This window comes from Bacillus sp. SN1 (genome assembly GCF_002796895.1).
Taxonomy (GTDB): Bacteria; Bacillota; Bacilli; order Bacillales; family Bacillaceae; genus Bacillus; species Bacillus inaquosorum.
Genome location: NZ_PHIE01000003.1, coordinates 377572 through 392711, shown reverse-complemented (window position 1 = coordinate 392711; position 15140 = coordinate 377572). Strand labels below are relative to the sequence as shown.

The 15140-nt window shown below is 43.4% G+C and carries 17 protein-coding genes; 3 read left to right on the top strand and 14 right to left on the bottom strand.

The window, feature by feature from the left end; translation table 11 throughout:
* Positions 1–160: 160 nt before the first annotated feature.
* The 5 genes from CVV77_RS13615 to CVV77_RS13600 form a co-directional block, all read right to left on the bottom strand.
* Positions 161–703 (bottom strand): class I SAM-dependent methyltransferase, encoded by a 543-nt coding sequence (locus CVV77_RS13615; RefSeq protein WP_100275625.1) that lies wholly within the window; start codon positions 701–703, stop codon positions 161–163.
* Between the two features lie 188 nt (positions 704–891).
* The gene (locus CVV77_RS22055; RefSeq protein WP_003237346.1) at positions 892–1050 is read right to left on the bottom strand and encodes a hypothetical protein; all 159 of its coding nucleotides are present in this window, start codon (positions 1048–1050) and stop codon (positions 892–894) included.
* A gap of 160 nt (positions 1051–1210) precedes the next feature.
* A complete protein-coding gene (locus tag CVV77_RS13610) occupies positions 1211–1360 on the bottom strand; it encodes a YrzI family small protein (RefSeq protein WP_003237348.1) in 150 nt (49 codons plus the stop codon).
* A 389-nt stretch (positions 1361–1749) separates the two neighbouring features.
* Positions 1750–2550: a formate/nitrite transporter family protein gene (locus CVV77_RS13605; RefSeq protein WP_019259017.1), complete on the bottom strand. Its 801-nt coding sequence runs from the start codon at positions 2548–2550 to the stop codon at positions 1750–1752.
* A 262-nt stretch (positions 2551–2812) separates the two neighbouring features.
* Positions 2813–3181 (bottom strand): Na-translocating system protein MpsC family protein, encoded by a 369-nt coding sequence (locus CVV77_RS13600; RefSeq protein WP_003237353.1) that lies wholly within the window; start codon positions 3179–3181, stop codon positions 2813–2815.
* A 314-nt stretch (positions 3182–3495) separates the two neighbouring features.
* On the opposite strand from CVV77_RS13600, the gene fdhF reads away from it, so the two are divergent.
* Together fdhF and CVV77_RS13590 are read left to right on the top strand one after the other, a co-directional pair.
* A complete protein-coding gene (gene fdhF, locus CVV77_RS13595) occupies positions 3496–6438 on the top strand; it encodes a formate dehydrogenase subunit alpha (protein WP_100275691.1) in 2943 nt (980 codons plus the stop codon).
* A gap of 18 nt (positions 6439–6456) precedes the next feature.
* Positions 6457–6939, top strand: coding sequence for a helical membrane plugin domain-containing protein (locus CVV77_RS13590; RefSeq protein ID WP_100275624.1), 483 nt, complete (start codon positions 6457–6459; stop codon positions 6937–6939).
* A gap of 35 nt (positions 6940–6974) precedes the next feature.
* Here CVV77_RS13590 and CVV77_RS13585 read toward each other — a convergent pair whose 3' ends face one another.
* From CVV77_RS13585 to CVV77_RS13565, 5 genes are all read right to left on the bottom strand, one after another.
* On the bottom strand, positions 6975–7205 hold the full coding sequence (locus CVV77_RS13585) for a YrhC family protein (protein ID WP_003237358.1): 231 nt from the start codon (positions 7203–7205) through the stop codon (positions 6975–6977).
* An 82-nt stretch (positions 7206–7287) separates the two neighbouring features.
* On the bottom strand, positions 7288–8427 hold the full coding sequence (locus CVV77_RS13580; protein WP_100275623.1) for a bifunctional cystathionine gamma-lyase/homocysteine desulfhydrase: 1140 nt from the start codon (positions 8425–8427) through the stop codon (positions 7288–7290).
* A 1-nt stretch (position 8428) separates the two neighbouring features.
* On the bottom strand, positions 8429–9352 hold the full coding sequence (locus CVV77_RS13575) for an O-acetylserine dependent cystathionine beta-synthase (protein WP_100275622.1): 924 nt from the start codon (positions 9350–9352) through the stop codon (positions 8429–8431).
* A 61-nt stretch (positions 9353–9413) separates the two neighbouring features.
* Entirely contained in the window at positions 9414–10109 is a 696-nt protein-coding gene (gene mtnN, locus CVV77_RS13570) for a 5'-methylthioadenosine/S-adenosylhomocysteine nucleosidase (RefSeq protein WP_019259023.1), read from the bottom strand.
* A gap of 20 nt (positions 10110–10129) precedes the next feature.
* Entirely contained in the window at positions 10130–10771 is a 642-nt protein-coding gene (locus tag CVV77_RS13565) for a class I SAM-dependent DNA methyltransferase (RefSeq protein ID WP_088112361.1), read from the bottom strand.
* A 191-nt stretch (positions 10772–10962) separates the two neighbouring features.
* Here CVV77_RS13565 and CVV77_RS13560 point away from each other — a divergent pair, with 191 nt between their 5' ends.
* Positions 10963–11166, top strand: coding sequence for a YrzA family protein (locus tag CVV77_RS13560; protein WP_003225924.1), 204 nt, complete (start codon positions 10963–10965; stop codon positions 11164–11166).
* A gap of 35 nt (positions 11167–11201) precedes the next feature.
* Here the strand turns inward: CVV77_RS13560 and CVV77_RS13555 are convergent, their stop codons facing one another.
* The 4 genes from CVV77_RS13555 to udk all read right to left on the bottom strand — a co-directional run bounded on the left by CVV77_RS13555 (position 11202) and on the right by udk (position 15135).
* The gene (locus tag CVV77_RS13555) at positions 11202–11903 is read right to left on the bottom strand and encodes a YrrS family protein (protein WP_019259025.1); all 702 of its coding nucleotides are present in this window, start codon (positions 11901–11903) and stop codon (positions 11202–11204) included.
* Positions 11904–11967: 64 nt separating this feature from the next.
* Positions 11968–13722 (bottom strand): peptidoglycan D,D-transpeptidase FtsI family protein, encoded by a 1755-nt coding sequence (locus CVV77_RS13550; protein ID WP_100275621.1) that lies wholly within the window; start codon positions 13720–13722, stop codon positions 11968–11970.
* Positions 13723–13775: 53 nt separating this feature from the next.
* Positions 13776–14249, bottom strand: coding sequence for a transcription elongation factor GreA (greA, locus tag CVV77_RS13545; RefSeq protein WP_003237373.1), 474 nt, complete (start codon positions 14247–14249; stop codon positions 13776–13778).
* A 250-nt stretch (positions 14250–14499) separates the two neighbouring features.
* Positions 14500–15135 carry a uridine kinase gene (gene udk, locus CVV77_RS13540; protein ID WP_003225916.1) on the bottom strand — a complete coding sequence of 212 codons (636 nt, stop codon included), beginning with the start codon at positions 15133–15135 and terminating at the stop codon, positions 14500–14502.
* Between the last annotated feature and the right edge of the window lie 5 nt (positions 15136–15140).

Here is a 15140-nt window from a genome sequence, read left to right as displayed (position 1 = left end):
GTCCGATCTGTCTGATATCACCTCTTTACCCTTGCTTATGTTATCAGTTTATATGAAAAAAACTTTTTTTAATATAAAGTATATGCAAAAAATAAAAAATTAAGAAAATATACCCAAAACCAAAAATGAGGGCCCTGGATATATTTCCCGAGAAATTTTTTTATTTAACAGCCACAATGCACAGACAGGAATCACGCCTGATGACGGAAAGATCCCTAAAATGCTGATCTTTCAGCAGCTGAATATACGTTTTCTCTTTCTCACCGGTATTTGTATCAATACTGATGTAAAACCGGCCGTCAATTTGAAGCACCCGATAAATTTCTCTTAATGCAAGCCTCATATCAGTGCAGCTCTGAACCGTATGTAAGGAAAACACTTTATTAAAGGTACGGTCATCAAAGGGAATGTTCTCAGGATAGCCATGAAAAATCTCCCTTTTCCCCATGTTCTTTCGATTCGCTCGTGATATCTGTCTTACCTTTCGCTTTGACGGGTCAATGCTTTTTAAGCTTCCCTTTTCCAGTTTCTCGGTTATGTTCTTAAAGACAGTGCCATTTCCAATTCCAATTTCTAAAATTCTGTCATTTTCCTGTATGTCTATAGAGTCAATCATCATATGCTCAATGGTTTTTGTTTGCTTATATTTCCGAGAAAATAATTTCAAAAGATTCGATCGTTTATAGAGTCTATTTTCTAGCATTTTAAACACCTGCTTTTGGTTTCCTATGCTTATTTATTATATTCGAAAAATAAATATCACCTTCATTTTAAAATGTGAATGAAGATATCAACTAGACGGCAATGTGTTTAATAATGTTTCAATAGAACTGAACTTTTTCATTTTTTTCCGCAAAAAAAGCAGAAAACAAAATGTTTTCTGCCCTCTTTCTAATGCCAATAATAAGGGAATACATACAGCCTATGCTGCTGCATGGCCATCAGCCTCTGCTGGCGGAATGGATTTCCATAACCATGTTTGAAGGAATGCGGCATGGACGCATAACCATGGCCAATCGACGGCAGCCTTTTTTGATAATCGTTCATCATGCCATCACCTGCCTTACCCGTAACGTTGATTTATCATATGCAGGCAGGCATTTTCTTGACAGCTGTTTTTGCTAAACTTGGTCCTTCTCCATCGTATAATGCATCAATAATTCCATTCTAAGCATATGCCATCTCCCCCTTCAGTATTTTTCATTGTTTTTTAGCGCCAGTTTGTCAAATAAAGATGCTTTAACTGAGACTCTTTCATTTCATCATAAATCTGCTCAATCTGCTGTTCTCGTTCGAATTCTTCCGGGCTTTTAAACCGTTTGTTAATCGTTAACGTTAAAAAGAATAGGTTAATCGTCATATCACTCACCCCCTTTCAAATTCCGCTTCAAGCGAAATAACCCGCGGCATCATTCCTTCTGCCGCGGGCAAATAAAAACCGCAGACAAAAGAAGACACCAATGCCTCTACTGCCTGCGGGGAGTTGCGTATGTCCGACTATTCCCAATTTAATGCGTGCGATAAGCATCGGTTAAGGAAGGACACGAACTCTTCCACAGGCTGAATGAACCATGAACTTTTACTTGTGTTTCACGTACAGGTTGACGTCGTTGTCTCATTGTCATTTTGTTCAGCCTCCTTTGCTTTTTTCTTACTTTGTAAGTATATCCACCAAATTCCATTTTGTAAACATCTTTTTCTAAAAATGGACGGAAATTATGCAAATCATCGAGTGGATTTACCCTTTCTTCATGACACCTGCTTCATTTCTTTTCTGGAGCGTTCTTTCTTATGATATGCAATAAAATAAATGAGACCGACAAACACCGCTCCGCCGATGACATTGCCGATAAAAGCCGGAATGATGTTTCCGATAAACTGCCCCCACGTGAATGACCCTGCAAAAATGGCAGCGGGAATCACAAACATGTTGGCGACAACGTGCTGAAATCCGATTGCCACAAATGCCATAATCGGGAACCAGATGCCAAGAATTTTCCCTGCTCCGTCTTGAGCGCCGAAAGAAAGCCAAACGGCAAGACACACAAGCCAGTTACAGCCGACGCCAGAAATAAGAACCTTGCCGAAGCTCATATCGAGCTTTCCCTGCGCCACGGCGATCGTTTTTTCTAAATAAGGGCCTGTTTCAGTCAATCCAACTAAATGCCCGAAAAAGTAAGCAACAAACAATGCGCCGATTAGGTTCATAATCGTGACGATTCCCCAGTTAACCGCCAATTCTTTAACTGATATTTTTCTTGAAAATAAAGCCATCGCAACGGACATCATATTTCCTGTGATCAGTTCAGCGCCAGCGAGAACCACAAGTATCAGACCGACAGGAAATACTGCAGCCCCGATCAAGCTGGACAGGCTTCCCCATTCTTTCGGAAGGTCGCCGATTACCCTGATATCAAGCAAGTACCCGAGCGCGATAAATGCGCCGCCTAAAAACCCCAGCACAAGCAGAGACGGCAGCGGGAGCTTTACTTTGTTCATCCCTGCTTCAATTGCTGCATCCGCTATTTCATCCGGTTTCCGAAAAGCCATACTAAAACGCCTCCATTATTTCTTCTTTTCTTACAGTTATGCCAGAAAGGCAATAAAAAAGGCAGCACTCAAATAACCTGTGTCAACCAGGCGTTTGAATGCTGCCTAACTTGTATGCATACCCATACAACAATATCAAGCAGAATTAAGATATTGAAAGAGAATATATACAGTTCGTGCATACATTCCCATCGCTTTTTGCCTTCTATAACTGTAGCAACATCATATCAAATGTGACAAATTTGTGTCAATGGCAAATATGCTAGCTTTGCAGGGCTTCTTTTTGATCATCTATTTTTTTGTCAAAGACAAACACAGATACAGCGATATTTTCCTCAATTTTAATATCAGAAAACAAATGGACAAGCTTAGCCCCCATCAGCTCCTCCATTCCTTCCGGCGTTTGTTTGGAATAAAGATCTTGAATCAGGCTTGTCCGGGCTGCATGTACCATTTCTCTTCCTTCAGGCGTGCGGGCGATAAACTGCTCGCTTGCACTCAGATTTCCGTATAATGTTGAGACTGCCATGTTTTCTACAAATACAGTATGAATCCGTTCAGGCCCTTTGCCGAACAATTCTTTGCGAAGTTTTCGAATAATATCATTGAACTCATGAATTTTTTTAGACATGCTGATTACCCCTTCCGATATTGCCTCATAAAGGCTTTTCCCGGTTCCCCTTAGGACATTTCACTTGGTTAAAATTTTCCTGCCATATTGTATTATAATAAATATCACTTTATAATAAAAGCAGTGTTGATGGATTTGTAATAGGATCTTGTTATGAGTCTATCGTTTTATAAAAATCAAGGATTGGTCTGTTAGTAAGACTTGCTAGTGAACTATTCCGCCATGTGTGTTTACACCTTCAAGAATTTTAGGACAGGTGTATCTATACATGGCTTTTTTGACTTCTTGAAAGAAAGATGGAGGGGAATATGAAGATGATGGACGTTAAGTCGATCAATGTCCGTGTAGACGGAACAGAAATTCAAGCACGAGCAGGGGCCACAATTTTAGATATTTTAAATGAAAACGGGATTGAGTACCCGCAGATTTGCCACGTTCCAGAGGTTGACCCGATTCAAACTTGTGATACATGTATTGTAGAGGCAAACGGCAAGCTGGTCCGTTCATGCTCTACAGTCGCAGAAAATGGAATGTCAATTGATCTTTCGGGCAATCGGGTGAAAGAGGCCCAAACCGAAGCGATGGACCGCCTTCTTGAAAATCACTTGCTGTATTGTACGGTTTGCGATAACAACAATGGGAACTGTACACTGCATAATACAGCGGAAATGATGGGGATCGAGCATCAAAAATACCCATACACGCCAAAAGAAGATCCATCTTGCGCGGTTGATATGTCTCATCCGTTTTACCGCTATGACCCAAATCAATGTATTGCCTGCGGCCAGTGTGTTGAGGTGTGCCAAAACCTTCAGGTAAATGAAACACTTTCAATCGATTGGGAACGCGAACGCCCTCGCGTGATTTGGGATGAGGGAGTTCCGATCAATGAATCTTCTTGTGTCAGCTGCGGCCAGTGTGTCACAGTATGCCCATGTAATGCGCTGATGGAAAAATCAATGCTTGGGCAAGCAGGTTTTATGACTGGCATTAAAGAGGATGTCATGGAGCCGATGATTGACCTCGTGAAAAACGTTGAACCGGGGTACGGCAGCATTTTTGCCATTTCTGAAGTTGAAGCGGCAATGCGTGAAACGAGAACGAAAAAAACAAAAACTGTATGTACGTTCTGCGGTGTCGGTTGTTCTTTCGAAGTCTGGACAAAAGGACGGGATATTTTAAAGATCCAGCCTGTTTCTGACGCTCCGGTTAACGCGATTTCTACATGTGTGAAAGGAAAATTCGGCTGGGATTTCGTCAATTCTGAAGAGCGGATCACAAAACCTTTAATCCGTAAAAACGGGGCTTTTGTTGAATCTTCTTGGGAAGAAGCCCTCGATCTTGTCGCAAGCAGATTAGGATCGATTAAAGAGCAGTATGGCAAAGGCTCTGTCGGGTTTATTTCTTCTTCTAAAATTACGAATGAAGAAAACTATGTCATTCAAAAATTAGCTCGTCAGGTCTTTGAAACAAACAACGTCGATAACTGCTCACGCTACTGCCAGTCTCCTGCTACAGACGGATTGTTCCGCACTGTCGGCATGGGCGGTGACGCCGGCACGATTAAAGATATTGCCAAAGCCGGTCTCGTCATCATTGTCGGCGCCAATCCGGCGGAAGGACATCCCGTGCTTGCAACACGTGTCAAACGGGCACACAAGCTCCACGGTCAAAAACTGATCGTTGCCGACCTGCGTAAAAATGAGATGGCTGAGCGGTCTGATTTGTTCATCAGCCCTAAACAAGGCACAGACCAAGTTTGGCTGATGGCTGTTACGAAATATATGATCGACCAAGGCTGGCACGATCAGACGTTTATTGATGAGAACGTAAATTACTTTGAAGATTATAAAGAAACGCTTAAAACCTATACGCTTGATTATGCAGAACGCATCACAGGCCTTCCAAAAGAAAATATCATTCGAATTGCCGAAATGATTCGTGACGCTGACGGCACTTGTGTCCTTTGGGGAATGGGTGTCACACAAAATACAGGCGGTTCTGATACGTCAGCAGCGATTTCAAACCTGCTTCTCGCTACGGGCAATTATCGCCGTCCGGGTGCCGGCGCTTATCCTCTGCGCGGACACAATAACGTTCAGGGCGCTTGCGATATGGGAACATTGCCTGGCTGGCTGCCGGGATATCAGCATATTACAGATGACAATGCACGCGCTAAATTTGAAGAGGCTTATGGTGTCAAGATTGACGGAAAGCCTGGTTTAGATAATATTCAAATGCTTCATTCCATTGAAGAAGGCAAAATGAAGGCTATGTATCTTGTCGGTGAGGATATGGCACTTGTCGATTCAAACGCAAACCATGTGCATGATATTTTATCAAGCCTTGATTTCTTCGTGGTGCAGGACATCTTCCTATCAAGAACAGCTCAATATGCCGATGTCGTCTTGCCGGCCACTCCTTCACTTGAGAAAGACGGAACATTTACCAATACAGAACGCCGTGTGCAGCGATTATATCAGGCGCTTCCGACGCTTGGTGACGCAAAACCGGACTGGTGGATTATTCAAGAGGTGGCAAACCGTTTAGGAGCGAACTGGAACTATAGCCATCCAAGTGACATTTTCTCAGAAATGGCGAGCCTTTCACCTCTGTTTGGTAAAGCAAGCTATGAGGTGCTTGAAGGCTGGAACAGCTTCCTATGGGGCAGCTACTCAGGTGAAAGCACACCGCTTCTGTATGAAGACGGGTTTAATTTTCCTGACAAAAAAGCCCGCTTTGCCCTTTCTGATTGGACTGAGCCAGCGGCATTTCCTGAAGAATATGATCTTCATATCAATAACGGCCGGATGCTGGAGCATTTCCATGAAGGAAATATGACAAATAAATCGAAAGGCATTCAAGCAAAAGTGCCGAATGTATTCGTTGAAATCTCGCCTGAGCTTGCACAGGAGCGAGGGGTTTGTGACGGTTCGCTTGTACGGCTCGTTTCTCCGTTCGGAGCAGTCAAATTAAACGCGCTGGTCACAGACCGTGTGCGGGAAAATGAACTCTATCTGCCAATGAACTCAACAGACAAGGAGTCAGCGATTAACTTCCTGACGGGGCCTGCAGCTGATAAACGGACGAACACGCCTGCTTATAAACAGACAAAGGTCCGCATGGAGGTGCTTGGAGGCTGTGAAACAGCGCCGCTTCCGAAAACAAATCCGCGCAACAAAAAACGGCACCCGCAAAACGGGGTCGAAGCAGAAAGAAAATGGAACCGTCCGGGCTATGTCCATCTGACTGATTAAACGAAAGGAGGAAAACGAATGGCCACTCCGATTACGACGATCAAAAAAGAAACAAAAACAGCAGAGCAAATGAAGCTTGAAAAAATAGAAGAGCTGAAAGAGCTGCTGGCGGAAAATGAGGATGCCGTCTCAAAAACGATGACATTAATGAATGAACTCAATGAACTTGGAATCTTTGACGCGGCAACAAGCATGCTGAGAGCGAAGGAAGACATCGCCAAGATTGCACTTGGCCAAGTTTCACGTGAGCCTGTCACCAATCTCATCAACACGATGATGGCCGCCGGAGGCGCATTAACTAAAGCCGATCCAGAGTTTACAGGAAAGCTTTTAGAAAGCGTGATGGCTGGTACTGAACAGGCGCAGAGCTTTTTAAAAGAAGACAAGAAAGTCGGGATTCTCGACCTTATAAAAGCAATGAACGATCCTGATATCAACAGAGCCGTTGGCTTCGGCCTTCAGTTTTTAAAAGGCATGGGAAAAGAACTGCAGGAAAAATAACAAAAAACAGCCATCGCTGAGTTGATGGCTGTTTTTTATTCGTCGGCTTCTTCCAAACGCTTCTTGTAAATCAATGAACGATCAGCGCAAAAGAAAGCACCGGCTAAAAATACGCAGTCCGCTAAAAACATCGTCGATTTCTGCCCTAACGTTAAGCCTTGATCGGGGAGAACTGCGCCTATATATAAAAAAGTGCTGACTGCAAGCAATGTAAAAGCAAAATGCTTGTAGTCTTCTTTTAAAGATTTCATTCTATTTTTGTTCAAAAGAATCACCTGCCAGATTCATAGTATACGACTATTATAATATAATCTGGCAGCTTACAGAGAAAGTAATTCTATCCATTTGTTATACATTTTTAAGCGCTTGCTCGATATCTTCCAGCAAATCTTCCGCATCTTCAATCCCTACAGAAATTCTGATTAAGCCGTCCGTAATGCCGAGCTCAAGCCGGCGTTCTCTCGGAATAGAGGCATGTGTCATTCTTGCCGGAACAGAAATTAAGCTTTCTACCGCACCCAGGCTTTCAGCAATGGTAAACAGTTTCAGATTTCCTAAAAACGCATCAACTCGCTCTTCACTGCCGATATCAAAGGAGATCATGCCGCCGAAGCCAGATCCTTGAGTTTTTGCGAGCTCGTGTCCGGGATGATTTGAAGAACCAGGATAATATAACGTTTGGACAGCAGGGTGATTCTCAAGAAAACTTGCGATTTTCCGCGCGTTTTGATCGATCGCTTCCATTCTGAGTCCCAATGTTTTGATTCCTCTCATTAACAGCCAGGAATCTTGAGGGCCAAGCACGCCGCCTGTGGAGTTTTGCACAAAATGAAGTTCTTCCCCAAGCTCTTTTGAACCTGTCACAACTAAACCGCCGACGACATCACTGTGTCCGCCAAGATATTTTGTCGCACTGTGAAGCACGATATCAGCTCCTAAAGTAAGCGGCTGCTGAAAATAAGGGGTGTTAAAGGTATTGTCTACGATAAGCAGAACACCGGCTTTTTTTGCGATATCAGCCATGAGCGACAGATCGGTGATTTTGAGCAGCGGGTTTGTCGGTGTCTCAATATAAATGGCTTTCGTGTTAGGGCGAATCGCTTTTTCCACTTCTTCTCTGCTGCTTGTATCGACAAATGTTGATTCAATGCCAAGACGATTGAGCACCTTTGTCATTACGCGGTATGTTCCGCCGTACACATCATCAGTCAACACGACATGATCTCCGCTGTTAAACAGCATCATAACTGCTGTAATGGCAGCCATTCCAGAACTGAACGCATAGCCTGCTTCCCCGCCTTCCAGCTCTGTCACAAGTGCCTCGAGAGCGGTTCTAGTCGGATTGGCCGTTCTTGAATACTCATAGCCTGTATGCTGCCCTGCTTTCGGCTGCTTGTACGTGCTTACTTGATAAATAGGCACAGAAACCGCGCCTGTTTTCTCATCACCTGTGATTCCGCCGTGAATCATCAATGTTTTTTTCTTCATATCAGATGCCTCCTTCATATATTTGTTTGCTGATATATCGATCGCTGCTGTCAGGGAATACTGTGACAATGTTTGTTCCTGCGGATGCTTTTTTCGCTTCCTCCAATGCTGCATAAAGCGCTGCACCTGAAGAGCTTCCGATCAGCAGACCTTCTTTTTCTGCCGCTTCTTTCACAAGTCTAAACGCATTCTCATCTGTTACGGTGTAGATCTCATCAAAATGGCTTTCATTCATATAGTTGGGGATAAACTCCATGCCGATGCCTTCTGTTTTATGAGCGTGAGGCTCTCCTCCGTTTAAAATGGAGCCTTCCGGTTCGACAATCACTGTTTTGACTGCTGGATTTTTTTCTTTCAAGAAAGAAGCAACTCCTGCGAATGTGCCTCCTGATCCTGCCCCTGCGACAAACGTATGGATATTGCCGTCTAACGCTTCCCATATTTCAGGTCCAAGTGTCTTGTAGTAAGTCGATGGATTTACTCGGTTTTTAAATTGCAAAACGCAATAAGAATTTTCAATTTCAGTCTCCAGCTGCACGGCTTTTTGAATGGCTCCCTGCATTCCGTCTTGACGCGGTGTATGAATGATTGATGCTCCAAGCGCTTGCATAATTTGCTGTTTCTCTGTACTGAAATGTTCAGGGACACAGAAAATCGCTTTCAACCCATATTTTCTGGCACTCAGCGCAAGGCCGATTCCTGTATTGCCTGCCGTAGCTTCTATAATTACTCCGCCAGGATTCACCTTGCCTGAATCCAGCGCGTCACGGATCAGCATATCTCCCAGTCTGTCTTTAATGCTTCCGCCGGGATTCATCATTTCAAGCTTGGCATACACTGCGACTCCTTCAGGAACATCAAAGTTCTTCAGGCGGAGAAGCGGTGTATTCCCAATCAGCTCGGTAATGTCCGTAATGACAGTCATATATGTCTCCTCCTTGATAGAGGTTGTTTTTAGGGAAAACGGAGGAGAACTCTCCCCCGTTTTAATGAATTCGTTTGATCACCTTTAACACAAGCTCTGTTGAATTGACAGCTGCCTGTTCTAAAAATTGGTCAAATGATACATGTGATTCTTTTCCTGCGATATCGGATAACGCTCTGATGACGACAAACGGCGTTTTAAATTGATGGCACACTTGAGCTACTGCCGCAGCCTCCATTTCAACCGCATACAGATCAGAAAATCTCGCACGCACTTCTTCAACCCGCTTCGGATCGTTCATGAAAGAATCGCCTGTTGCGATCGTTCCTTTTGCAACCTGAATGCCGTCGAGTTCAGAAATTGCTTCTTCAGTGATGCTGATCAGCTTTTCGTCCGCGGCATAAGCAGCCGGAAGACCCGGCACCTGCCCGTATTCATAGTCAAAGGCCGTTACATCTACATCATGGTGGCGAACATCAGTGGAAATGACGACATCTCCTACATTCAATGTATGATGAAATCCGCCCGCTGAGCCTGTGTTAATGACATAATCAGGCTTGTAACGATCAAGCAAAAGCGTCGTGCTGATCGCAGCATTTACTTTTCCAATTCCTGATTTTAAAAGAATCACTTCGGTTCCTTCATATTCGCCTGTTGTAAATTCACAATGTGCGATTGTTTCTGTTTTTGCATGTTCAAGTTTGCTTCTTAGGATGGTGACTTCCTCTTCCATTGCTCCGATGACTGCTAGTTTCATCTATTCACATTCCCTTCACTTTACCGTTTGATCGCCTCCATTATCCACACGAAATCGTTGTGCTGAGTGAATTGGACTGCAAAACCTTCAGCTGTAAACATCTCTTTCAACGCATCCAATGTAGGATAATGCTCCGTCTCTAAATCATTTGCCAACTGATAGAAGCCTTGAGAACGTGCTTTATCAATAGCCTGTTGATATGCTTGCACATCTTCAAAGACGGTATCGGCAAACACTATTTTATCATGCAAGTGAAGGTATTTGCCATATTGCTTTATGGCAGCCCGCTTTTCTTCGTCGGTCAAATGATGAAAAGCATATGAACTGACAATCGTGTCAGCTTGAAATGGCGGCTCAGGAAATGTCAGGAAGTCTCCGTCAACGAATTCTGCCCTGCCGGAAAGCTTGTCAGAAGCCAATTTGCGCATTGCGGGAGACGGTTCGATTCCAAATACAGATTTGCCCGCATCCAGCAGCTTGGCTGTCAAATTCCCGGTCCCCGGGCCAAATTCTACCACATGCGTTCCAGACCTGCTGACGATGGCATCAAGAATATCATCATAGCCTCTGAACGCTTCTTTATACTGAATATCAAAACCTTGTACTGTTTGATCATAAGTTGCTGCCCAATCTTCAAAGAGAGGGATAAATTCACGTCCCATATTTGTCACACTCCATATTTTATAATTCCTATAAGCATACTATGAATTAATGATGGAACAGTTCCTATCATACCACATCTTCTGGAAAGCAGGTACTAAAACACTTTGTGTATTTTATGCCATCTATATTGCGCGTTACCCCTCAAAAAGCTTATACTTCATATGACTTGTGAAAGCTGGAGGGTCGAGATATGAATTTTCAATTAGATCTGATAAAAGACAAAGTGGAATTTTTCGAAGCGGCTTCATTGCAGGAGCTTGAAAAGAAAATCAATACACAAATTGAAAACAATAAAGCCATCATGCTCCGGGTGAAATCTGTTTCACACCAAACCGCTGTGGCAGACGGAAGAATATTGTACAGCGCGGTTGTTCATTTCGCAGCTGAAGCCTAAAACAAAAGCAGCCGGTTTAATCCGGCTGCTTTTGTTTATTTTAGTTTTTCTACTTTTGTCGGCTTCCAGCCTTTTTCATCAACCCATGTAATCGTGACTTGATATTTATCTCCAGTCGTCTTGTCTAAAATCTTGCCTTTGGCATCCTGCGGGCTGCCGTTATTTCCGAGCCAGAGCACCGTCATGTGATCTGTTGAGACACCCGTTGCATATGAAATGGCTTTTAGCATCTCAGCCCAGTCTTGTGAGCTTGAGTCATAAGTGGCGGCATGCTCGCCCGTCTGCTCAGTTCCGACTGCTTTCCAGTCAGGGTTTTCATACGTTTTTTCCACATCGCTTGATGAGCCGCCTTCTGTTACTTTTGCGTCTTTAAGCGGGTCGTCTGAGCTTGAGTCTGAATCAGAATCTGATTCATCACTTTTAGAAGAATCATCTTTTTTGGAATCTGAATCTGAGTCAGAAGACTTCTCAGAATCCTTTTCGCTGTCAGATGTATCTTTCTTGCTGTCTTTTATATCCTCATCCGATTTCTTTTCCGTCTTTCCTGAAGCCGGAGATTCCTGTTTTTGCGCCGTTTCAGAATCCTTGCTGACATCTTTGCTAGAAGGACTGTTAATGAATAGATTAGCTGCTACTACGACAATTAGTATGGATACGATTGCGATTAAAATGTTAAGCACTAAATTAGCTTTCCTGCGCTTATCACGGTTTTCATAACGAGATTGATTATTGCTCAATAATTCTGCACTCCTTTATCCCTCTTGGCTCAGCATATATTTTACCATGTGCTGAGAAGTTGTTCTATTTCTGATTGATTTCAATTTCGTGTACTTTTTTAACAATATCATAAAACACCGAATTTGTCAGAGCCTTATCCCCCGGCGTATCCATGTGTAAAACGACAAGAGCGTATTTCGGCTTATCCGCAGGAAAATATCCGGCAAACCATTTTTCATAAAGCGTTTCTTTCTCTTTTGAAAGCTTGCCTGTCTGGGCTGTGCCTGACTTCCCTGCTACAGTATACGGAAGATCCTGAAACCTTCTGCCCGTTCCGGAAGGAGATTCCACCACCCGCCGCAGCATTTTTTGAAGCTGCTGTGCCGTATATTTGTCTATCGTTTCTCCTTTGAGCTTCTGATCTTTAAACTTGACGAGCGTTGTGCCGTTTTTATATTCAATCTGTTCAGCGATTTTCACCTGCCGCTTTTCTCCGCCGCGGGCGATCGTTGCCATCATATTGGCTACCTCGAGTGGCGTTACCTTTACATTTTTCTGCCCGATTGCTGTTTGCGCAATGGCTTTTTTGACCGATTTGTCTTTTTCATCCCCCCAAATCACGCCGCTTTTTTCATTATACAACTGGCGGAAATCTGTTTCGTGATACAATTTTCCTTCCCAGCCTGCCCGATCTGTGAGTGCCAGCTTTTCTGACATATTTTCAATAACCGAGCCGTCTTTTTTCATTAATTGTTCTGCAAGACTCGTAAATGTGTAATTGCAGCTTTGGGCAAAACTTTCATCAAAAGACAAGGTTCCTTTGTCGTCGCCCGGTTCCCCGTACAGGTTTAAATTGCAATTAAAGGTTTGGCTCGGCTTCACTGTATCATTTTCGAGCGCAGCTGCGGCAATGACTGTTTTAAAAACAGAGCCGGGATAGATTGGCGTCAGCATGTAATTTTGAAGCGTGTTTTGCTGAGACACATCGGCATCCGGTTTGCTTACAATTCCCAGAACACTGCTTTTTTCGATGTCCAGCAGCACGGCTCCTCCTTTTTTCAGCCCCTGTTCATCCAATACCTCCTCCATCGCTTTCTGAATGCTTTGGTCGATCGTTGTTTTGACCTGGAGCGGATAAAATGTATTGGCTTCAGCTGTATATTTGACGTCCATGCCAAACAAAGGGTTTCCTTTTCCGTCCACATGATATAAAAGCTTCGTATCTTGTTCCGGAAGCAAAAACTCATCAAATGTCCGTTCTAATCCGGTTGTTCCGATTTCCGTTGTAACCGGAAGGCTCTCCTTATCAGGATATTTCCTGCGGAGAAGCGCCGGATCTTGATTCGTGCTCCCGATCGTATGTGAAGCAAGGCTGGGCTTGTCTTCATTCTCCATATATACGCCGTAAATTCCGGGATATTTCAAAGAATTGATTTTTGTGATGGATTGTTTCGAAAGTGTTTTGATTTTCTTTTGCTGCAAAATGACCGGTTTTTTTGCTTTTGCGAGTGTCTGGTGCAGTTCATCTTCAGACATGCCGAGGATGTCTGCAACTTTTTTGATCGGCCAATCCTGCGTCAGCAGAAAAGGGAACAAAACAACCGCAGGCTCACTTTTTCCGGTCAGCGCCTGCCCGTTTCGATCTAAAAAGGAACCTCTTCCATCAGAAATGAGCACTTCCTCCGTCCGCTGTTTCACGCTTTCTTGGATCAAATTGATTTTCTTTTTAGAAAATGATTCTGTGAAAAACAGCTGGATTTCCGCCAGCCTTAGCAGAAGGAAAAAAAACACGATCAAAAAAGCGATGACTGTCAGCTTCATTCGTTTCGATATCTTCATAAAAAAACACCTCACCCACATTGTGGACGAGGTGTTTCTTTGCTAAACGGATATTATGAAATTTTCACAATTTTCACGAGCATTTCTCCGCCCGGTGTTTGAACTGTCACTTCATCATCTACTTTTTTGCCCAGCAGGCTTTTGGCGATTGGTGAATCGTTTGAGATTTTTCCTTCAAACGGATCAGCTTCAGCGCTTCCAACGATTGTATATGATTCTTCGTCACCGTCAGGCAGTTCGACGAAAGTGACGGTTTTACCCAAACCGACAACGTTAGAGCCGCCGTCATCTTCAATAATTTTCGCATTGCGGATCATATTTTCAAGAGTCGTCACACGGCCCTCTACGAATGCCTGCTCTTCTTTCGCTGAATCGTATTCAGAGTTCTCGGAAAGGTCTCCGAAACTTCTCGCAATTTTAATGCGCTCTACTACTTCTTTTCGTTTAACCGTTTTCAAATATTCTAATTCTTGTTCAAGTTTTTGTTTTCCTTCTGCAGTCATAGGAAAAACTTTCTCTTGTGCCATGTCCCTTCACTCCTTCTGGTTGTCCCTCAACATCTTCGATTATGTATGAGAGCATAAACTAAAAAATACAAGAATGAGAACACAGGGCAGTCCTCGTTCTTCTCTCCCATATAGGTACTGTTTATCTTAAACTGAATCTCGTTGTTCTGCAAATATTTCGCGTTTATAAACAGGGAAAGAAGGGAATTCGCGCATCCCCTTCCTGCCTATACATAATATGGTCAGAGTTATTTATGTCTATGCTATGGTATTACAAAATCGCGTTTTGTTCAAGAATGGTTTGGATTTTTGTGACCATCAGATCAATTGCGACGTGATTCTGTCCGCCTTCCGGGATAATAATATCAGCGTATCGTTTCGTCGGCTCGACAAATTGGTTATGCATCGGGCGGACAACTGACACATACTGTTCAATAACAGAATCAATAGAGCGGCCGCGCTCATTAATATCTCTCATAATCCGTCTGATGATACGCAAGTCAGCGTCTGTGTCAACGTAAAGCTTGATATCCATCAGATCACGGAGCCTTTTGTCTTCAAGAACAAGAATGCCTTCAAGGATAATAACATCCTTGGGCTCTACGTGAACCGTTTCTTCTGAACGTGTGTGAAGCTTATAGTCGTAAATCGGCTTTTCAATCGGACGGTAATTCAATAGATCCTGAATATGCTCGATTAAATAGTCATTATCAAACGCAAGCGGATGATCATAGTTTGTGTTCAGCCTTTCTTCAAATGGAAGATGGCTTTGGTCTTTATAATAAAGGTCTTGCTGGATCATTAAAATCGAGTGTCCTTTAAATTGTTCATAAATTGACCGTGTGACACTCGTTTTTCCTGAACCGGAACCTCCTGCGATTCCAATGACTACTGGATTCTTACCCATGGGTG